Source organism: Polaribacter porphyrae, from assembly GCF_002954685.1.
GTDB lineage: Bacteria > Bacteroidota > Bacteroidia > Flavobacteriales > Flavobacteriaceae > Polaribacter > Polaribacter porphyrae.
The window spans coordinates 882,355-901,895 of record NZ_MSCN01000001.1 but is presented as its reverse complement, the minus strand read 5'-3'; the positions used below and the strand labels follow the sequence as shown (position 1 = coordinate 901,895).

Sequence of the window (19,541 nt, the reverse complement as noted above, 5' to 3'; positions counted from 1 at the left end):
GCAATCTTAAATTTTGAAATCAAATTTTTAGTTTATTTGTTGAAAATACTCAACACATGAAAACTTCTATTATTATTTCTGTATTTCTTTTTACAATTTTTTCTAGTTATTCACAGTACAATTTTGAACCCTCAAAAGAAAACCCTTTTGGTAAATACAATCCTAAAGCTCCTAAACAGCTACAAGATTATAAAAATTTAATTGGCGAATGTAATTGTACATCAACATCAAGAAAACCAGATGGTTCTTGGTCAAAACCCATAAAAATGCTTTGGCGTTGGAAATATATTATGAATGGAACTGCTGTACAAGATGAAACACTAAAAGCAGATGGCAAACATTCAGGAAGCATTCGTCAATATGATAAAGATAGCCTACAATGGAATGTTCATTACTATTCGTCAGCTACCATTTCTAAAACACTATCTACTTGGCATGGAAATAAAAAGGATGGTAAAATTATCTTATACAAGGATCAAAAAGCACCAAATGGAACAGATGGTTTTTCTAGATTAACTTTTTATGATATTTCTAACAAAGGTTACAAATGGATAGGAGAGTGGGTTGATAAATCTGAAAAAGTAGCTTTTCCTTTTTGGAAAATTGAGTGTACTAATAGTATATGAGTTAATAAAAAACCTGATATCATTTGTAAAAACTGGCTATGTTGGGTAAATTGCATCAAAAATAATTAATGAGTAATGTAATTTCACCCAAAATAATAAGACAAGTTTTTGTTTTGTTACTTATTTTACTTTTCGGATTTCTAATTTTTGGAGAGCTAATTCCTTATTTAACAGGAATTCTTGGAGCAATTACTATTTATGTTTTATTAAGAAAATGGATGGTTTTTTTAGTAACAAAAAACTGGAATCCAGATATAGCTGCTGTTTTTTTAATGATACTTTCTTTTATTGGGATTCTTCTACCTGTTTCTGGAATTGTATTTATGCTAGGTAATAAAGTTGGAGAAGCTGTAGAAAACTCTGAACAAATTGCCAAATTAGCAAAAATACAAATTGATAAGTTCGAAGAGAAGTTCAACTTTGATCTTAGTACTCGAATTAATACTTCAGAAGTGTCTTCTTGGATTTCAGAAAACTTGGAAAATTTTGCGGGCAGTACTTTTAATATTTTTATTGCTATTAGTTTAATGTATTTTTTGCTCTATTATATGCTTACTAATAGAAGAGAGTTGAGAAATTCACTTTATGAATATATCCCTATTAGCCAAAAGAATTTAAAAATTATTGGAGATGAAGTACAAGCTATGGTTCGTTCTAACGCAATTGGTATTCCTTTAGTAGCAATTGCTCAAGGGCTAATAGCTTTAATAGGATTCTTTATTTTTGGAATCGAAAACCCATTCTTTTGGTTTACTATAGTTACTGTAGGTTCTATGATACCTTTTGTAGGAACTTTAATTGGTATTCTTCCAGTTTTTATTTTAACTTTTTCTAGTGGTAATACTTTTGCTGCTTGGGGAATTTTTTTATACGGACTTATAATAGTGGGTTCAACAGATAATATCATTAGGTTATTTATTCTCAAAAAAATAGATGATGTCCATCCTTTAATCACTTTAATAGGTGTAATTGTGGGTGTACCTCTTTTTGGATTTATAGGTTTAATTTTTGGGCCATTACTAATTAGCCTCTTTTTAGTTGTTGTAAAAATTTATAAAAGAGAATTTGGAGCTAAAATTGAAGATAAAAATGTGATGTAATATTATTCTTCCATAGAATGATATACAGAATTTACATCGTCATCTTCTTCTAGTTTTTCTAATAATTTTTCTACATCAGCTTTTTGATCATCATTTAACTTTACAGTTGTTGTAGGTATTCTCTCAAACCCAGAAGATAAAATTTCTATATTATTTTCCTCAAAATAAGATTGCAAAGAACCAAATTGCTCAAAAGGTGCATAAATTATCACTCCTTCTTCATCGTCAAAAACTTCCTCTACTTCAAAGTCAATTACTTCTAATTCTAGTTCTTCTAAATCAGAAATATTCTCCTTATTTAAAGTAAAGTTACATGTATGATCAAACATAAAAGCTACAGAACCAGAAGTGCTTAAATTTCCATCACATTTATTAAAAGCAGCTCTAACATTGGCAACAGTTCTGTTATTATTGTCAGTTGCAGTTTCTAAAAGAATGGCAACTCCATGAGGTGCATAACCTTCAAAAAGTACTTCTTTATAATTGGCTGTATCTTTATCAGTTGCCTTTTTTATAGCTCTTGCTACATTATCTTTAGGCATATTAGCAGCTTTAGCATTCTGCATAACTGCTCTTAAACGAGAATTAGATTCAGGGTTTGGACCACCTTCTTTTACAGCCATTACAATATCTTTACCAATTCTAGTAAAAGTTTTTGCCATAGCTGACCAACGTTTCATTTTTCGTGCTTTCCTGAACTCAAATGCTCTACCCATTTCTGTTGATTTTTTTTAATGCTAACAAATGTAAAAAACAGAATGGTCTTTTACAATTATTTATTTAAATGATAAAGTAATAACATAAGTTAAAAAATATTACTTTATTATTATAATCAGAAAAAAATCAAATCAAAGTTTGAGTGGAATCACTTCAAATAAATTTAACCAATACTATCTACGAATTAGTTTACTTTTACAACTTCTAGTGAAATTATTTTCTAAAGAATATTATATCTAGATGTTTGTTTTAAATTCATAGGTTTTCTAATTTATTAAATCACTTTTTCAAAAGCCAGTCGTTTTGCACCATAATTGGTATAAATAATGCCACAATATTGATACCCTATTTTTTTGATTAAAGATTGCATGCCTAAATTTTCTTGATGCGTATCAATCTTTAAACTTTTAATATTTTGTTTTTTTAATTTTTGATGAAAATAGTCAAAAATGAATTTTGCAATGCCTTGTCCTCTGAAATCTTTACTCATTGCCAACCTGTGAATTACACCATAAGGCAAATTTTCATCTGTTTTCCAATTGCCATCAATTACCTTTTTATAAGTGGGTTCTGGTCTAGTAGTAAACATTGTGGTTGCCATAATTTGTTCATCAGCATTTATAACAACATAGCTTTCTTCATTTGCAATATCATTTTCAATTTGAGCTTCATTAGGATATCCATTTTGCCATTGATCTATATTTAGAGATTTTAATAACGCTTTTGCATCATCAATAATCTCCATAATTCTGGGAACATCATTTGAAGTAGAAAGTCTAATTTTCATTTTATATAAATTAAAAAGCCACAAAAACACAAATATAAAAATTCGTGATTTTGTGGCTATAATTTAAAGCTATTATTTATACAGTTACTTCTTCACTTAGATTTTTAGGCAATTCTACCTCTTCTTGATTGTGTAAAATATCTTGAATGGTTTGTCTTTTTCTAATTAAATAATCTTGTCCATTAACCAACATTACTTCTGCAGGTAAATAACGAGAATTATAATTAGAAGCCATTGAAAAACAATATGCTCCTGCATTATGAAAACACAATACATCTTCTTCAGAAATTTCTGAAATTCTTCTATTTGAACCAAAAGTATCTGTTTCGCAAATATAACCAACAACAGAATAATATCTGTCTCTACCTTTTGGATTAGAAATATTGGTTATGTTATGGTAAGAATTGTACATCATAGGTCTAACCAAATGGTTAAAGCCAGAATCTACATGTGCAAAAACAGTAGAAGTGGTTTGCTTTACAACATTTACTTTGGCTAAAAAAACACCAGCTTCAGAAACTAAAAATTTACCAGGCTCAAACATTAAGGTTAAGTCTTTGCCATATTCTTCGCAAAATTGATTGAATCTTTCAGACAACTGCAATCCTAATTGCTCTATGTCTGTAGAGATATCTCCTTCTTTGTAAGGTACTTTAAATCCGCTACCAAAGTCTATAAAATCGATATTATCAAATTGTTTAGCAACATCAAAAAGAATTTCTGTGGCACGTAAAAAAGTATCGATATCTAAAATATCTGAACCTGTGTGCATATGAATTCCATTGATATTCATACCCGTATTTTCAACCACACGTTTTATGTGAGGAACTTGATGAATGGAAATCCCAAATTTAGAATCAATATGGCCCACAGAGATTTTAGAGTTTCCTCCAGCCATAATATGTGGATTTATTCTAATACATACAGGAATGTCTGGATATTTTTGTCCAAATTGTTCTAAAATTGATAAGTTATCAATATTAATTTGAACACCTAATTTTGCCACTTCTTCAATTTCTTGAAGAGAAACCCCATTTGGAGTAAAAATTATTTTCTTTGGATCAATTCCAGTTGTCAATCCCAGTTGCACTTCTTGATGAGAAACTGTATCTAATCCAGCTCCTAAATTTTTGAAAAATTTTAAAATATTGATGTTTGATAACGCTTTTACAGCATAATTTAATTTTAAATTTTTTACATCACTAAAAGCGTCTGTTAATCTATTGTATTGTGAAGCTATTTTATCTGTATCATAAACATACAAAGGACTTCCGTATTTATTTGCTAACTCTAAAAGTTGTGTATTTTCCACGATGATTTGAATTTTGACACTTCAAAAGTAATTAAAATGTGTAATTTTATATCATTTGTTTAAAAATATAACATATTGTTTTTTATTGTTGTAAATGCTGAACTTGTTTCAGTATCTTCTGGATTTATAATTAAGTTCTATAAGGTTAAAAAAAACTTGCAGTGCTTCTTTTTAAGTTTAAAAAAAATCGTTGAAATCCTGTTAATAACTAATTAAAATGAGGGTTTATTTTATGTGATGATAATGTTATATTGCAAGTACTTCAAACCTAATAATAGCAAGCGTTTAGATGAGTAAAGAAACAAAATATACAGAAGATAATATTAGATCATTAGACTGGAAAGAGCATATAAGAATGCGTCCAGGAATGTATATTGGAAAATTAGGGGATGGTTCTTCTGCAGATGATGGAATATACATATTGGTAAAGGAAGTTTTAGATAATTCCATTGACGAGTTTGTAATGGGTTCTGGAAAAACTATTGAAATCTCTATTCAAGGAAGTAGGGTTACAGTGCGTGATTATGGACGTGGAATTCCTTTAGGAAAAGTGGTTGATGTGGTTTCTAAAATGAACACTGGTGGAAAATACGACTCAAAAGCCTTCAAAAAATCAGTAGGTTTAAATGGAGTTGGTACTAAAGCTGTAAATGCTTTATCAACTTATTTTAGAGTAGAATCTACAAGAGAAGGTAAATCTGCATCAGCAGAATTTAGCCAAGGTAATTTAGAAAAGGAAGAATTTTTAGAAGAAACTTCACGTAGAAAAGGAACTAAAGTTTCTTTTATTCCTGATGAAACTATTTTTAAGAAGTTTAAATTTAGGAATGAGTACGTAGCAAAAATGCTCAAAAATTATGTATATCTAAATCCTGGATTGACGATTATTTTTAATGGAGAAAAGTACTTTTCTGAAAACGGATTGAAAGATTTGTTGGAAGATAATAACAATGTGGATGATATGTTGTATCCAATAATTCATTTAAAAGGAGATGACATTGAAGTGGCTATTACACATAGTAAAACCCAGTATTCAGAGGAATATTATTCATTTGTAAATGGACAACATACCACACAAGGAGGTACACATCAAGCAGCATTTAGAGAAGCCATTGTAAAAACGATAAGAGAATTTTATGGAAAAAGTTTTGAGGCTTCTGATGTTCGTAAATCTGTTATTGCAGCAGTTGCTATAAAAGTGATGGAACCTGTTTTTGAAAGTCAGACAAAAACCAAACTAGGTTCTACAGAAATGGGAGGAGATTTACCAACAGTTAGAACGTATATCAATGATTTTGTAAAAACAAAACTCGATAATTATTTACACAGAATTACAGAAGTTGCAGACAAACTTCAAAAGAAAATATTACAAGCCGAAAAAGAACGTAAAGAACTTTCTGGAATTCGAAAACTGGCAAGAGATAGAGCTAAAAAGGCAAGTTTACACAACAAAAAATTACGTGATTGTAGAATTCATTTAGGAGATATTAAAAAGGAAAATTATTTAGAAACGACTTTGTTTATAACAGAGGGAGATTCTGCTTCTGGATCTATAACAAAATCTAGAAATGTAAATACACAAGCTGTTTTTAGTTTAAAGGGGAAACCTTTAAACTCGTATGGATTGAGTAAGAAGATTGTGTATGAAAATGAAGAGTTTAATCTCTTACAAGCTGCTTTAAATATAGAAGATGGTTTAGAAGATTTACGTTATAATAATATTGTAATAGCAACTGATGCAGATGTGGATGGAATGCATATTCGTTTGTTGTTAATCACTTTCTTTTTACAGTTTTTTCCTGAATTGATAAAAGAAGGACACTTGTATATTTTAGAAACACCATTATTTAGAGTTCGTGATAAAAAACAAACTTTTTATTGCTATTCTGAAGAAGAAAAAAGAGACGCTATAGAAAAGTTAAGAGGAAAACCAGAGATTACGAGATTTAAAGGATTGGGAGAAATTTCTCCAAACGAGTTTGTTCATTTTATAGGTGATGATATCAGATTAGATCCTGTAATGTTAGATAAAGAAATGTCTATAGAACAGATGTTACAATTTTATATGGGTAAAAACACACCTGATAGACAGAAGTTTATCATTGAAAATTTGAAGGTTGAGTTGGATTATGTGGAGGAGTAAGGCCTATCCTAAATCCTTTCCAAAGGAAAGGACTTGGATTAGTTATTTTGGTATGGAAATGGAGGTGCCAAATTGGCTCTTCCAACTTAAAATTAACTTGAGGTGTAAAATTAGCACCTCAAGATTTTTAAAGAGACCTCACAGGTTTTCAAAACCTTTGAGGTCTGAAAGATAAAAAATTGGAGGTCACAATTTGTGACCTCCAATTTAGAAAAAGTGAAAAAATCGACTTGAGGTCACAGTTTGCGACCTCAAGATTATAAAAAATGAAAAAAGAAGATAATTTAATAAATCCTGATGAAATTATATCAAACAAAATCTACTTGATTCGCAATCAAAAGGTAATGTTGGATAGAGATTTGGCAGAATTATATCAAGTAGAAACAAAGAGATTAAAGGAAGCTGTTCGTAGAAATTTGAATCGTTTTCCAGACGATTTTATGTTTGAATTAACTAAAAATGAAACTCAAAACTTGAGGTCGCAAATTGCGACCTCAAGTTGGGGAGGTAGCAGATATGTACCTATGGTTTTTACAGAACAAGGTGTTGCAATGTTATCTAGTGTTTTAAATAGTGATAGAGCTATAGCTGTAAATAAAAAAATTAGAAATGTCATTGCGAGGAACGAAGCAATTTGTTAAATGATTAAGAGATTGCCACAGAAAGTGAAAAACTTTCTTCGCAATGACAAAAAAAGAACGAACAAAAATTGGTTACAAAAAAGATAAGAATTAAAGTAAATAGTTGGCAAGTAGGCGTGCGTTAGGGATTGAAATGGCATCCTTTTTATTGTCAGTTCGAGTTAATTTGTGAAGAATGAGCAAATTTGTATCGAGAACAAAATAAAAAGATATAATGTAAAGCCCGACCTTTTTAGGGAACGCCCAAAATAAACAAAACACAATTAAACGATTGAACGTTTTTTATGAGTGAAGAAATAAACGAAAACGAACACGAAGAGGAATTAACTAATGAAAATCAAGAGTTAGATTCGCCACAAGAAGAAACCATTACCAAAGTTACAGGAATGTACAAAGAATGGTTTTTAGATTATGCTTCGTATGTAATTTTAGAAAGAGCAGTGCCATCTTTAGAAGATGGTTTTAAGCCAGTTCAACGTAGAATTATGCATTCTATGAAAGATTTGGATGATGGACGTTACAACAAAGTAGCCAATATTGTTGGGCATACCATGCAATATCATCCTCATGGAGATGCATCTATTGCAGATGCAATGGTGCAAATGGGGCAAAAAGAATTGCTGATTGATATGCAAGGAAACTGGGGGAATATCTTAACAGGAGATAGAGCTGCAGCTTCTAGATATATTGAAGCGCGTTTGTCAAAATTTGCTTTGGATGTTGTTTTTAACCCTAAAACTACAGAATGGAAATTGTCTTATGATGGTCGTAGAAAAGAGCCCATAGATTTACCTGTAAAATTTCCATTATTACTAGCACAAGGTGCAGAAGGAATTGCAGTGGGTTTATCTACAAAGATATTACCTCACAATTTTAACGAACTGATTGATGCTTCAATTAAATACTTAAAAGGACGTAGTTTTAAAATAGTCCCCGATTTTTTAACAGGTGGAATTGCAGATTTTACCAATTATAATGATGGAAAACGTGGAGGAAAAGTTAGAGTACGTGCTAAAATTAATCAGCTTGATAAAAAGACACTCGTAATCAATGAAATTCCGTTTGCAACCACAACTCAATCTTTAATTGATAGTATTTTAAAAGCAAATGATAAGGGGAAAATAAAAATAAAAAAGATTGAAGATAATACAGCTGCTGAAGTAGAAATTTTAGTGCATTTGCCACCAAATGTGTCTCCTGATAAAACTATTGATGCTTTGTATGCATTCACAAATTGTGAAACTTCTATTTCTCCTTTGTGCTGTACTATTGAAGATAATAAGCCTAAATTTATCGGAGTTTCTCAAATGTTGAAGCACTCCACAGATTTAACAGTTCAGTTGCTTAAAAAGGAGCTTGAAATTCAATTAAACGAACTGGAAGAACAATGGCATTTTTCTTCTTTGGAACGTATTTTTATAGAAAATAGAATCTATAGAGATATTGAGGAAGAAGAAACTTGGGAAGGTGTAATAGAAGCTATTGATAAAGGTTTGCAGCCACACATCAAACATTTAAAAAGAGCGGTTACTAGAGATGATATTATCAGATTAACAGAAATTCGAATTAAGAAAATATCAAAATTTGATATTGATAAGGCCAAACAATTTATTGAAAGTTTAGAAGATAAAATTGCTGTTGTAAAAAATAATTTAGCCAATTTAATTGAGTTTGCGATTGACTATTTTAAACGTTTAAAAGATACCTATGGAAAAGGGAAAGAGCGTAAAACAGAAATTAGAATTTTTGATGATATAGTAGCATCAAAAGTAGCTATGAAAAATGCCAAATTGTATGTAAATAGAGCAGAAGGCTTTATTGGTACCTCTTTAAAAAGAGACGAATTTGTTTGCGATTGTTCTGATATTGATAACATCATTACCTTTAGAAAAGATGGTAAAATGATGGTTACTAAAATAGATGCTAAAACCTTTGTGGGTAAAGATATTATTCACGTAGCTGTTTTTAAAAAGAAAGACAAAAGAACGGTTTATAATTTTATGTATAGAGATGGAACACGTGGTCCAAGTTATATGAAACGTTTTAATGTAACCTCTGTAACTCGTGACAAAGAATACGATTTAACCAATGGAAGTAAAGGTTCTAAAGTATTATATTTTTCTGCAAATCCTAATGGAGAAGCAGAAGTAGTTACCATAAACTTAAGAGCAGTTGGCAGTATTAAAAAGCTAAAATGGGATATTGATTTTGCAGATTTAGGAGTGAAAGGTAGAGGAGTTCGTGGTAACACCATTACCAAATATGCTATTAAAAGTATCGAATTTAAATCTGCAGGAGTTTCTACTTTAAAACCCCGTAAAATTTGGTTTGATGATGCTGTACAACGTTTAAATGTTGATGAAAGAGGGGAGTTGTTGGGCGAATTTAAAGCAGAAGATAAATTATTGATAGCAACACAATCTGGAAAAATAAAAGCTGTAAGTCCAGATTTAACCATGCATTTTGATGATGATATGATTGTGTTAGAAAAATGGATTCCTAATAAACCGATTTCTGCCATATATTTTGATGGCGAAAAAGAACGCTACTATATCAAACGTTTTCTGATTGAAAGTGTAGATAAAGAAGAAGAGTTTATTTCTGATCATCCGAAAAGTAAATTGGAAATTATTGCCACAGATTATAGACCCATTGCAGAAGTTGTGTATTCCAAACGAAGTTTAGAAAACGAGGAGGTAAATTTGGAAGAATTTATTGCTGTTAAAGGTATAAAAGCATTAGGAAATCAATTGACAACTGAAAAAATTAGACAAGTCAATTTATTAGAATCTTTGCCTTATGAAGAGCCAGAGGAAGAAAAAGTAGAAGATGTAGAGGTTGTAGATGAAGATGTTATTGAAGAGACTTTACCTTTAGAAGTTCCTGTTGTAGAGCCTAAAGATGCTGAAACAAATTCAGTAATAGATAAAGAGGACAAGAAGCAAGCACTCTTAAAGAAAGCCATTCAGAAAAAGAAAAATATAACTGATGATGAAAATCAACAGAAATTATTTTAAAATAAACTTATGAAATTAAAACATCTTTATGTAGCATTATCAGTTCTAGGAATCTGTTATACTTGGTATTATAACATTCAATATTTCCAAACCGTAGAAAATGCAAATTTGATAGGTTTCTTTCAAGATGCACAGCAAAATTTTGCAGGTAAATCTTTTGGAGCAGATTTAACTGTAGTTTGTCTAACTTTTTTTGCATTTTTAATTCCAGAATCTTTACGTTTAAAAATTAAGTTTTGGTGGGTGCTAATTCCGCTAACATTTTTAATCGCTATTGCATTTACATTTCCATTGTTTTTGTATATGCGTGAAATCACTCTTGAAAAAAGAAATGAAATTTAAATTTTTCATCCTATTATTTTTATTAAAATTATCTGTTTTTTCACAAACAGATGTTCTTGTTTATAAAGATATTATAGGCAACATAAATATTGAGAGTATTAAAGACAAAAAATTTAAACCGTTAAAAAAACAAATTTTAGAGAAGTATTCAGATGATGTTTATTGGTTTAAAATTCCAGCACATAAAACAAACGAAGATTATGTTTTTAGATTTGTTTATGAAAGAATCAATGAAGCTGAAGCTTATCAGAACTCAATAAAATTAAAAAAACTTAAAAACCAACGTTTTTTAAGTTATCAATTTTCTAGAAAAGAAGACGTTTATATAAAAATAAATCCCGAATTACATTCTTATATTCCTTTTGAACTAAATAATATAACTCAATCAAGTTTAAAGGAAAGTAATCATCTTTTATTAAATGGTTTTTATTATGGTTTTGCTTTTTTAATCATTGTCTATAATTTGTGCTATTACATTTTATTTAGAGATGATGCATTTCTGTATTATGCATTGTTTTTAAGTACAACAACATTTGGAGTTTTTACCATGGATGGAATGTTAAACTTTTATACTATTTCTGGTTGGTTGAATGAATTTATAATGGTTTTAAATTACCTTTTTTTAGCTTTCTTTGCTTCAAAATTTATTTATACTTATCTGTTACTAGATAATTACTATACTAAACTTAAAAAAATTAGCTACACAATAGGTAGTATTGCCATACTTTTTGGAATTCTCTACCTAATTTTTAATAATTTTTATTATTTGCTAATTTTAGGAATATTAGTCTTTTCATTATTATTAATCTACTGGATTTGTGCATTGCTAATGTTTAATAAAGATTTTTATATTAAAATTATGGTATTTGCTTATCCAATAATATTGTTTTCTGGTATCGATTATTATATACTAAAATTTCTTGGTATTTCTATTATTAATATTGATGCTATAAACATAAAAATTGGTGCCTTTTTAGAAATGATAATACTTTCTTTTGCAGTTTTATATAGAATGAATGTTCTAAAAAAAGAAAATGACTTTATGCATAATGAGATTGTAAATTATTCAAAAAAGATAAGTGAGTTAAGCTTATCATCAAAAGAAGAAAATTTAGGCTCTAATTTAGACGACTTAAGTCATAGAGAAAAGAAATTTTTGATTTAATTATTATAGGAAAATCGAATAAGTTAATATCTTCAGAGTTGAATATTTCAATTAATACAGTAAAATTCCATGTTAAGAATATCTATGAAAAACTTCATATTTCTAGCAGAAAAGAAGCAGTGAATTTTGACTTCAAATAGATTAAAATGATGTTTTTTAGTAAGAAACTACCCGAAAACTACCCTCAAAAAAGTCAAATTACAATCTAATATTGAGTAAATTTGTATATCGAATTTTTTATTCCCCAATTCTTTTCATATAAACCTTCAATATTATATTGAGGGTTTTTTTATTGCATTTTTTCAAAGAAAGTCAATTTGTAATTTGGTAACAAATCAGGATTTGTAATTTTAATAATGTCTTTTAAAACTAAATCTGGTCTTGTAGGTGCAAGTTCATAATAAATAATTCCACCAGTTTTTCCTTTTTTGGTAGAGGGAGTGTAAATTTGATTTTGCTTAAACGCTTTAAACTTTGAATACAAAGTATTACTACTTAACAATTGTTCTTTTGATGAAAAATAACCTGGGGCAATCCAAAAATCAGCATTTTGAGCCTTATCGAAAACACTCTCAAAACTTAAAGACAAGCTTCCTTTTCCTAATGTGTTTTTCCATAAATAATTCAAATTAGCATCCTTTAAAAATTGGGCAACAAAACTTTCTCCAGCAGGCAAATTCCAAATGTCTTTACTCATTATTGCACCAGATAAAATTGTAGGTCTTTTTGATGATTTCAGTGCAATATTTTTTGCTTGAAGATAATTGGCTTCAATAACTTTAAAAATGCTATCAGCTTTTTGTTCTTTATCAAATAAAACACCAAAAAACTTAATCCATTCAGCTCTGCCTAAAGGGGTTTCTTCTAGCCAATCTCCATTATAAACTACGTTTATTCCAGCTTTTTGAACAGTTGTTAAACTTTTGTCTGCAGAAGAAACACTATAACCAACAACCAATTCTGGTTGTAAATCTAATAAGACTTCAGTGTTTAATGAACTTTCTTTTCCAATTTCTCTGATTTTTCCAGTATCAATTAAATTTCTAGTTTTTTCTGATGATACATATTTTGAGTATGGAAAACCGATAATTGAGTTTTCATTATTAAGTAGCTCAACCATTGGTATGTGTGTGGTTGATGTTACTACTATTTTTTCTATTGGAACTTTAATAGTTACATTTTTATAATCAACTAATTTATTTGTTTTTTTTTCTATGTGATATTCAAATACATTGTCAGAATTTTGATAAGCAGATTTTATGATTAACTTTTTAATTCCATTGTTGTCAACAATGTCAAAACCTTTCGCATATTTTATAATACTTTTAGTTTGGATTGACGTATCAATTTTTACAGTTTCTTTTTTACAAGAACTCAAAATCAAGAACCAAAAACTAAAAACCAATAACTTTTTAATCATGAATATACCTGATTTTCTTGTTCTTGAACTCTAATAAATGTTGTTCTTTTTGTCAATTCTTTTAATCTTCTAGCACCAACATACGTACAAGTAGAGCGTATTCCTCCTAAAATATCAGTAATAGTGTCATCAACAGCTCCTCTAAAAGGAACTTCCACAGTTTTGCCTTCAGAAGCTCTGTAATTTGCAACGCCTCCTGCATGTTTATTCATAGCAGTTTCAGAACTCATTCCATAAAATCGCTTTAATTTTTTTCCATTTTTCTCAATTAAATCTCCACCACTTTCTAAATGCCCAGCTAGCATACCACCAAGCATTACAAAATCTGCATTAGCACCAAAAGCTTTGGCAACATCCCCAGGAATTTTACAACCACCATCAGAAATAATTTGTCCACCCAAACCATGAGCAGCGTCTGCACACTCAATAATTGCAGAAAGTTGTGGATAGCCAACTCCAGTTTTTACACGAGTAGTGCATACAGAACCAGGACCAATACCAACTTTAATCACATCTGCACCAGATAATAATAATTCTTCTACCATTTCTCCAGTAACAACATTACCAGCAATAATTATTTTATTAGGATGTTGATTTCGCATCTTTTTTACAAAATCTACAAAATGTTGAGAGTAGCCATTGGCAACATCAACACAAATGAAATTTAATTGTGGAAATTCAGTTAGTATTTGTTTTACTTTTTCAGAGTCTTCTTGCCCTGTACCTGTACTAACTGCAATGTTTTTTAATGTTTTTTCTGATGAATTTTGTACAAAGTGTTTCCATTCATCAAAACTATAATGTTTATGAATAGCTGTAAATAAATTGTGTGTTGCTAGTGCTTTTGCCATTTCAAAGGTTCCAACAGTATCCATATTTGCAGCCATAATTGGTACACCTTTCCAAGAAACAGTACTATGCAAAAAATTAAATTCTCTTTCTAGTGTTACTTCAGAACGAGATTTCAATGTTGATCTTTTTGGTCTAAACATTACATCTTTAAAACCTAGTTTTAGGTCGTTTTCTATTCTCATAAAAATGGTAAATTTTAAAAGTTTAAAGATAGTATTTTTGAATACGCTTTTGTTAGATTGTTCATAATAATTAAACTACTTTTGTAGTGATTTTTGGTTTCTGTAAATAAATTTACAGAATTAAAAGGGAATTTGGTGAAATTCCAAAGCTGTACCCGCAACTGAAATGTTTATAGTAATGTCATTTCGAACGCAGTTGAGAAATCTGCAATAATGATGACGTTCTCTATCTCTTAAAAAGAGACTATTATTTATTCTTAAAACCACTGACTTTTAAAAGTTGGGAAGGTAGAATAATAGTAAACAAGCCAGGAGACCTGCCATAAATCTTAATTTTAAATAAATCTTCGGGATAAAGATTTTATAAATTATGATAAAAAAAAGATTCCTCTTTACAGGATTATGTATGTTTTTTGTGCTTTACAGTAATGCACAGAAAGATTCTATGTCTATTAAATTAGATGAGTTTTCTCTGTCAATAACTAAAGTAAAAGATTTTTCAAAAGGATATTATGTGAACTCAATTGCAGATAGTTTAGCGGTTAGAAATATTAAATCGCTTACAGAAATCTTAAAGTTTAATTCATTTATCTATTTCAGAGAGAATGGATTAGGAATGGTTTCTTCACCTTCTTTTAGGGGAACAAACGCATCACAAACAGCTGTAATTTGGAATGGCATAAATATCAATTCACAATTAAATGGTCAAGTAGACTTCAATGGAATCTCTGCAAATTCTTATGATAATATAAAGGTAAGAAGTGGAGGAGGAAGTGTGCTTTTTGGCAGTGGAGCAATTGGTGGAACAATTCATTTAAATAATAAAATTGATTTTATCGAAGAAGAATCTAATCAGCTTTTAGCCAATTATGGAAGTTTTAATACTAGTCATTTAAGCTATCAATTTAAGAAATCAAATACTAAAAGTTCATTAAATATTAGTTTAGGTTTTAACAATTCTGATAATAATTTTGATTATTTAGATGCTAATTTATACAATGAGAATGGTAGTTTTTACAATGTTAATTTTGATATGAATTATGGTTTTAAAATCAATAATAACAATAATTTAAAATTCTTTTCTAGTACATTTTTTGCAGATAGAAACTTATCAAGAACACTAAATGCCCCTTCTAATGATGCGTATAAAGATTTTAATTCTAAAAATTTATTAGAATGGAATCATAAAATAAATTCAAAAGAAATATTGACATCTAGAGTTGCATTTTTGTTTGATGAGTTTACTTTTTTTGATGATAATACCAATAGAAATAATTTTTCTTCAGGAAGAACAAGAAGAAATATTATGCAAGTAGATTATAATAATTCAATATCAAGAAAAATAAAATTCAATACTATTCTCGGAGTTGAAAATATTAATGCTTCAGGTACTAGTTTTGAGGATAATAGTAGAACGATTTTTACAGGAGTAGTTTCCTTAAATCATCAATTAACAAAGCGTTTAAGTTATGGTGTGCAAGTAAGACAGGAACTGCAACAAGAATTTAATAGTCCATTATTATATTCTTTAGGAATTGAAAATGAATTTAACAAAAATTACACATTATCATTTAATACTTCAAAAAACTATAGAGTACCAACTTTTAATGATCTCTATTGGAATCCAGGTGGAAATATTAATTTAAAACCAGAAAGTTCTTATCAGTTTGAAATTGGAAACATACTCTCTTTCAAAAACATACGCCTTCAACTCAATACATTTTACATAAAATCTGAAGATTTAATTCAATGGATTCCAAATAATTTAGGTGTTTGGAGTCCTCAAAATGTAAATAAAACAAGAAATATAGGTATAGAATTCAATACCAAATTCAGTGCAATAATTAACAATTCATTATTAGATGTTATTCTTAATTACACACATGTTGATGCAGTAAATTTAGAAACTAATCAACAATTAATTGCTGTGCCAAGAAATACTGGTAATATGTTAATTAATTTTCAATATAATAAAATAGAACTTTATAGTGAAACTTTATACAACGATAGTACCACTTTTTTAATTGATGAAATACCTTCATTTTTTGTTACAAATCTAGGTTTTAATTACAAAACTTTTTTTCTAAAAAATCAGCAAAACTTTGGTTTTAGAATCAATAATATTTTTAATACAAACTATCAAAATACATTAAACAGGCCCATGCCTGGCATAAATTTTCTAATCACAACAAACATAAATTTTTAAAAAATGAATATTAAAAAAAGAGTAATTGCAAGTATTTTTTCAATAACATTATTAGCTTCCTGTAGTTCTTCAGAAGACCCAATTTTGCCAAAAGGAGATTATGATAATGGAATTTTAGTAACTAACGAAGGAGCTTTTTCTGGAGGAACAGGAACTATTAATTACATATCTGATGATTTTTCTACCACCGAAACAAAAGTGTATGATAAAGTAAATGGAGAGAGTATAGGTACTGTTTTACAGTCAATTGGTTTTAATGATGATGATGCTTATCTAGTGGTTAATGTTGCTAATAAAGTAATTATTGCTGATAGGTATACTATGAAAAAAAGCACAGAAATTACTAGCGATTTGAATAATCCAAGATATATTGCTTTTGCCAATAATAAAGCATTTGTTACTAATTGGGGTTCTGGTTTTGATGCTACTGATGATTATATAGCAGTTATTAATTTAACTTCGAATATAGTTGAAGCTAAAATTTCTGTTATAGAAGGTCCAGAACAAATTATTGCAAATGGTAATACAATATATGTATCTCATAAAGGAGGTTTTGGTTCAGGTTCTTCTGTTACAGCCATTAATGCTTCTGATAATTCTGTTATAAAAAATATTTCAGTAGGTTCTATTCCAGATGAAATGGTTCTAGATTCTAGTGGAAATTTGTTAGTTTCTTGTGAAGGAAAAGCACAAACACAATGGAATCCAACAGAAGAATTAGGAAGTTTAGTGAAAATTAATACAGCTACTAATGATATAGCATCAACGATGCCATTTGCAAGCGGTTTTCATCCAAATAACCTGGTTTTATCTGATGGAAATCTATTTATATCAACTGCTACAGGAGTTTTTAAAATGTCAGAAAATGCATCTACAATTCCATCAACAGCAATTATAACAACTACAGTAGGTGGATTATCTGTAAATGATAATAAAATATATGTGACAGATGTTAAAGATTTTCAAAGTGAAGGAACTTTAACGATATTTGATGCAAATACAAATGCTGAATTAAAAGAATTTACAGTTGGTTTAATTCCTAGAAAAATATATTTTAACTAATTAGTATCTACTAATTTTCAGGAGGCTGTCTAAAAAGAGTTAAATTTTGTCATTTTGAGCGAAATGCAATGAAGTCTAAAAATCTATTCAATTAAAATTCAGTAGTTTAGATTTCTTCACAAGGTCGAAATAACAGATTTAAAGACTTTTCTGACAACCTCTTGTTTATAATAATTTCTTTACTTCACTTTTTATAAAATCTATCGCAGTTTCAGTAGGAGGTAGTTTTTTAGAATAATCTATCAACACATTTTCTCTAAAATCATTAGCAGAATTAGAGTCTTCTGCAACCATTTTTAATTTATTAATAACTGCTCTTTTAGCTGCAATTATGGCTGTCCAACTTTCATTAGAAATGTAAATTTGTTGCACTAAATTATGTTCAAATTCCTGATCTATATTTGCAATTAAGAGTTGTAGATAATCATTAGTATTTTCTGATAATGGTTTAACTCTCAACAACATTTTTACAGGATTTATTCTATCACAAAACAACAACATACGTTCATAAGCTTTTAATTTTATGGGTAGTGCTTCTTTTTTTCTTTCTGCTAAAACTGCCATTTTCTTTTCAGTAGTTTGTTGCTGCAAAAAGCCATTAAACATATAATAAGCTACAAAACCAGTTACTGCTGCAGGTAAAATATAAGCGATACTTTCCATCAATTTATCTTCCATAAATTATTTATTCAAAAAATCTAAAGCCAATTGTGTCATTACTTTAACCCCTAATAACATACCACTTTCATCAATATAAAAATCGGGGGTATGATGTGGATAAGGGTTGTTATTTCCTAAAGTTTTTCCTCCTAAAAAGAAGTAAAACCCTGGTACTTCTTTAGCAAAAAACGAAAAATCTTCAGCACCAGTAACAGCATTTATATCATGCACATTATTTATACCAGCAATAGATTGTATTGTAGGTAACATTTTATCTACCAATTTATGATTATTAAAAGTAATAGGGTATCCTTTTGCTATTTCAATACTAGCTTCAGCTTTATAAGCTTTAGCTATTGCAGGTACCATTTCTTTCATTCTATTATTAATTAATTTCTGCATATCATAATCTAAAGTTCTAATAGTTCCAATCATTTCTGCAGATTCAGGAATAATATTACTTCTAACTCCTGCATCAATTTTTCCGACTGTAATTACTGCAGCTTCTTTTGTTAATTCTGCTTCTCTACTAACAATAGTCTGTAACCCATCTATAATTTTTGCAGAGACTAAAATAGGATCTATACCAGCCCAAGGTCTAGAACCATGAGATTGTTTCCCTTTTACTTTTATTTTAAAACTTTGTGCGGCAGCCATAATTCCTCCTTTTCTATACCCAATATGTCCAACAGGAGTTACAGAGGATATATGTAATCCAAAAATAGCATCTACATCTGGGTTTTTTAGTACATTTTCTTTTACCATCAATTCTGCACCACCTTCTTCACCAGCTGGTGCTCCTTCTTCAGCAGGTTGAAAAATAAATTTTATTGTACCCTTAATTTTATCTTTATTTTTTGATAATATTTCTGCAACTCCCATCAAAATCGCAATATGAGTGTCATGTCCACAAGCATGCATCACACCAACTTCTTTACCTAAAAAAGTTGTCTTTTTAGTAGATTTAAAAGCTAAATCGTTTCTTTCTACTACTGGTAAGCCATCTATATCTGCTCTCAAAGCAACAACTTTACCCTTATTTTTTCCATGCAAAATAGCTACAACGCCTGTTTTTGCAATATTTTCTTGTACATCTAATCCTAGAGATTTTAAATGTTTAGCAATAGTTTTAGCGGTTTCAAACTCTCTATTAGAAAGTTCAGGATTTTGATGAAAATGTCTTCGCCATTTTATTACTTTCTGTTCAATATTTTGAATATCTTTTTGTAAATCTTGTCCATAACTAGTAAACAAACAAAATGTAAACGCAAATAAAATTAAATTTCTCATATGTAAAATTGATATTTAT

Annotated in this window: 17 protein-coding genes and 1 riboswitch; of the genes, 10 read left to right on the top strand and 7 right to left on the bottom strand. The window is 29.3% G+C overall.

Annotation, left to right across the window (positions count from 1 at the left end):
- Positions 1-56: 56 nt before the first annotated feature.
- Both BTO18_RS04130 and BTO18_RS04125 read left to right on the top strand, forming a co-directional pair.
- Positions 57-626 carry a hypothetical protein gene (locus tag BTO18_RS04130; protein WP_105015015.1) on the top strand — a complete coding sequence of 190 codons (570 nt, stop codon included), beginning with the start codon at positions 57-59 and terminating at the stop codon, positions 624-626.
- Positions 627-694: 68 nt separating this feature from the next.
- Entirely contained in the window at positions 695-1,726 is a 1,032-nt protein-coding gene (locus BTO18_RS04125; protein ID WP_105015014.1) for an AI-2E family transporter, read from the top strand.
- A gap of 2 nt (positions 1,727-1,728) precedes the next feature.
- Here BTO18_RS04125 and BTO18_RS04120 read toward each other — a convergent pair whose 3' ends face one another.
- From BTO18_RS04120 to lysA, 3 genes are all read right to left on the bottom strand, one after another.
- Entirely contained in the window at positions 1,729-2,442 is a 714-nt protein-coding gene (locus tag BTO18_RS04120; RefSeq protein WP_105015013.1) for a YebC/PmpR family DNA-binding transcriptional regulator, read from the bottom strand.
- A gap of 275 nt (positions 2,443-2,717) precedes the next feature.
- The gene (locus BTO18_RS04115) at positions 2,718-3,230 is read right to left on the bottom strand and encodes a GNAT family N-acetyltransferase (protein WP_105015012.1); all 513 of its coding nucleotides are present in this window, start codon (positions 3,228-3,230) and stop codon (positions 2,718-2,720) included.
- Between the two features lie 76 nt (positions 3,231-3,306).
- Positions 3,307-4,542, bottom strand: coding sequence for a diaminopimelate decarboxylase (gene lysA / locus BTO18_RS04110; RefSeq protein ID WP_105015011.1), 1,236 nt, complete (start codon positions 4,540-4,542; stop codon positions 3,307-3,309).
- 289 nt (positions 4,543-4,831) lie between these two features.
- Between lysA and BTO18_RS04105 the strand changes: the two genes are divergently transcribed.
- The 6 genes from BTO18_RS04105 to BTO18_RS18160 all read left to right on the top strand — a co-directional run bounded on the left by BTO18_RS04105 (position 4,832) and on the right by BTO18_RS18160 (position 11,990).
- Positions 4,832-6,685, top strand: coding sequence for a DNA topoisomerase IV subunit B (locus tag BTO18_RS04105; RefSeq protein WP_105015010.1), 1,854 nt, complete (start codon positions 4,832-4,834; stop codon positions 6,683-6,685).
- 266 nt (positions 6,686-6,951) lie between these two features.
- A complete protein-coding gene (locus BTO18_RS04100; RefSeq protein WP_105015009.1) occupies positions 6,952-7,326 on the top strand; it encodes an ORF6N domain-containing protein in 375 nt (124 codons plus the stop codon).
- A 284-nt stretch (positions 7,327-7,610) separates the two neighbouring features.
- Positions 7,611-10,343 carry a DNA gyrase/topoisomerase IV subunit A gene (locus BTO18_RS04095; RefSeq protein WP_105015008.1) on the top strand — a complete coding sequence of 911 codons (2,733 nt, stop codon included), beginning with the start codon at positions 7,611-7,613 and terminating at the stop codon, positions 10,341-10,343.
- Positions 10,344-10,352: 9 nt separating this feature from the next.
- Positions 10,353-10,685 (top strand): DUF2834 domain-containing protein, encoded by a 333-nt coding sequence (locus BTO18_RS04090; protein WP_105015007.1) that lies wholly within the window; start codon positions 10,353-10,355, stop codon positions 10,683-10,685.
- Entirely contained in the window at positions 10,675-11,850 is a 1,176-nt protein-coding gene (locus tag BTO18_RS04085) for a 7TM-DISM domain-containing protein (RefSeq protein WP_146106878.1), read from the top strand. Before BTO18_RS04090 ends, BTO18_RS04085 begins: the two co-directional genes overlap by 11 nt.
- Before the next feature lie 38 nt (positions 11,851-11,888).
- Positions 11,889-11,990: a helix-turn-helix transcriptional regulator gene (locus tag BTO18_RS18160; protein WP_226788998.1), complete on the top strand. Its 102-nt coding sequence runs from the start codon at positions 11,889-11,891 to the stop codon at positions 11,988-11,990.
- A 149-nt stretch (positions 11,991-12,139) separates the two neighbouring features.
- Here BTO18_RS18160 and BTO18_RS04075 read toward each other — a convergent pair whose 3' ends face one another.
- Both BTO18_RS04075 and guaC read right to left on the bottom strand, forming a co-directional pair.
- Positions 12,140-13,270 (bottom strand): ABC transporter substrate-binding protein, encoded by a 1,131-nt coding sequence (locus BTO18_RS04075; protein WP_105015004.1) that lies wholly within the window; start codon positions 13,268-13,270, stop codon positions 12,140-12,142.
- Positions 13,267-14,304, bottom strand: a complete 1,038-nt coding sequence (gene guaC / locus BTO18_RS04070; RefSeq protein ID WP_105015003.1) for a GMP reductase — start codon at positions 14,302-14,304, stop codon at positions 13,267-13,269. The genes BTO18_RS04075 and guaC overlap by 4 nt, the downstream gene beginning before the upstream one ends.
- 77 nt (positions 14,305-14,381) lie before the next feature.
- Positions 14,382-14,643, top strand: a riboswitch (cobalamin riboswitch).
- A gap of 31 nt (positions 14,644-14,674) precedes the next feature.
- On the opposite strand from guaC, the gene BTO18_RS04065 reads away from it, so the two are divergent.
- The gene (locus BTO18_RS04065; protein WP_105015002.1) at positions 14,675-16,510 is read left to right on the top strand and encodes a TonB-dependent receptor plug domain-containing protein; all 1,836 of its coding nucleotides are present in this window, start codon (positions 14,675-14,677) and stop codon (positions 16,508-16,510) included.
- 3 nt (positions 16,511-16,513) lie between these two features.
- Complete coding sequence (locus tag BTO18_RS04060; RefSeq protein ID WP_105015001.1) at positions 16,514-17,572, top strand: YncE family protein; 1,059 nt, start codon at positions 16,514-16,516, stop codon at positions 17,570-17,572.
- Between the two features lie 165 nt (positions 17,573-17,737).
- On the opposite strand, the gene BTO18_RS04055 is transcribed toward BTO18_RS04060, so the two are convergent.
- Together BTO18_RS04055 and BTO18_RS04050 are read right to left on the bottom strand one after the other, a co-directional pair.
- Positions 17,738-18,250 (bottom strand): DUF7935 family protein, encoded by a 513-nt coding sequence (locus BTO18_RS04055; RefSeq protein ID WP_105015000.1) that lies wholly within the window; start codon positions 18,248-18,250, stop codon positions 17,738-17,740.
- A gap of 3 nt (positions 18,251-18,253) precedes the next feature.
- Positions 18,254-19,522 (bottom strand): amidohydrolase, encoded by a 1,269-nt coding sequence (locus BTO18_RS04050; protein WP_105014999.1) that lies wholly within the window; start codon positions 19,520-19,522, stop codon positions 18,254-18,256.
- Positions 19,523-19,541 lie beyond the last annotated feature (19 nt).

What these genes read in the sequence shown, in the direction of transcription:
- BTO18_RS04090 (WP_105015007.1), top strand. Translation starts at nt 10,353, where the DNA reads ATGAAATTAAAACATCTTTATGTAGCATTATCAGTTCTAGGAATCTGT.
- BTO18_RS04060 (WP_105015001.1), top strand. Translation starts at nt 16,514, where the DNA reads ATGAATATTAAAAAAAGAGTAATTGCAAGTATTTTTTCAATAACATTA.
- BTO18_RS04105 (WP_105015010.1), top strand. Translation starts at nt 4,832, where the DNA reads ATGAGTAAAGAAACAAAATATACAGAAGATAATATTAGATCATTAGAC.
- guaC (WP_105015003.1), bottom strand. Translation starts at nt 14,304, where the DNA reads ATGAGAATAGAAAACGACCTAAAACTAGGTTTTAAAGATGTAATGTTT.
- BTO18_RS04085 (WP_146106878.1), top strand. Translation starts at nt 10,675, where the DNA reads ATGAAATTTAAATTTTTCATCCTATTATTTTTATTAAAATTATCTGTT.
- BTO18_RS04100 (WP_105015009.1), top strand. Translation starts at nt 6,952, where the DNA reads ATGAAAAAAGAAGATAATTTAATAAATCCTGATGAAATTATATCAAAC.
- BTO18_RS04055 (WP_105015000.1), bottom strand. Translation starts at nt 18,250, where the DNA reads ATGGAAGATAAATTGATGGAAAGTATCGCTTATATTTTACCTGCAGCA.
- BTO18_RS04065 (WP_105015002.1), top strand. Translation starts at nt 14,675, where the DNA reads ATGATAAAAAAAAGATTCCTCTTTACAGGATTATGTATGTTTTTTGTG.
- BTO18_RS04115 (WP_105015012.1), bottom strand. Translation starts at nt 3,230, where the DNA reads ATGAAAATTAGACTTTCTACTTCAAATGATGTTCCCAGAATTATGGAG.
- BTO18_RS04130 (WP_105015015.1), top strand. Translation starts at nt 57, where the DNA reads ATGAAAACTTCTATTATTATTTCTGTATTTCTTTTTACAATTTTTTCT.
- BTO18_RS04075 (WP_105015004.1), bottom strand. Translation starts at nt 13,270, where the DNA reads ATGATTAAAAAGTTATTGGTTTTTAGTTTTTGGTTCTTGATTTTGAGT.
- BTO18_RS04125 (WP_105015014.1), top strand. Translation starts at nt 695, where the DNA reads ATGAGTAATGTAATTTCACCCAAAATAATAAGACAAGTTTTTGTTTTG.
- BTO18_RS04095 (WP_105015008.1), top strand. Translation starts at nt 7,611, where the DNA reads ATGAGTGAAGAAATAAACGAAAACGAACACGAAGAGGAATTAACTAAT.
- BTO18_RS04050 (WP_105014999.1), bottom strand. Translation starts at nt 19,522, where the DNA reads ATGAGAAATTTAATTTTATTTGCGTTTACATTTTGTTTGTTTACTAGT.
- BTO18_RS04120 (WP_105015013.1), bottom strand. Translation starts at nt 2,442, where the DNA reads ATGGGTAGAGCATTTGAGTTCAGGAAAGCACGAAAAATGAAACGTTGG.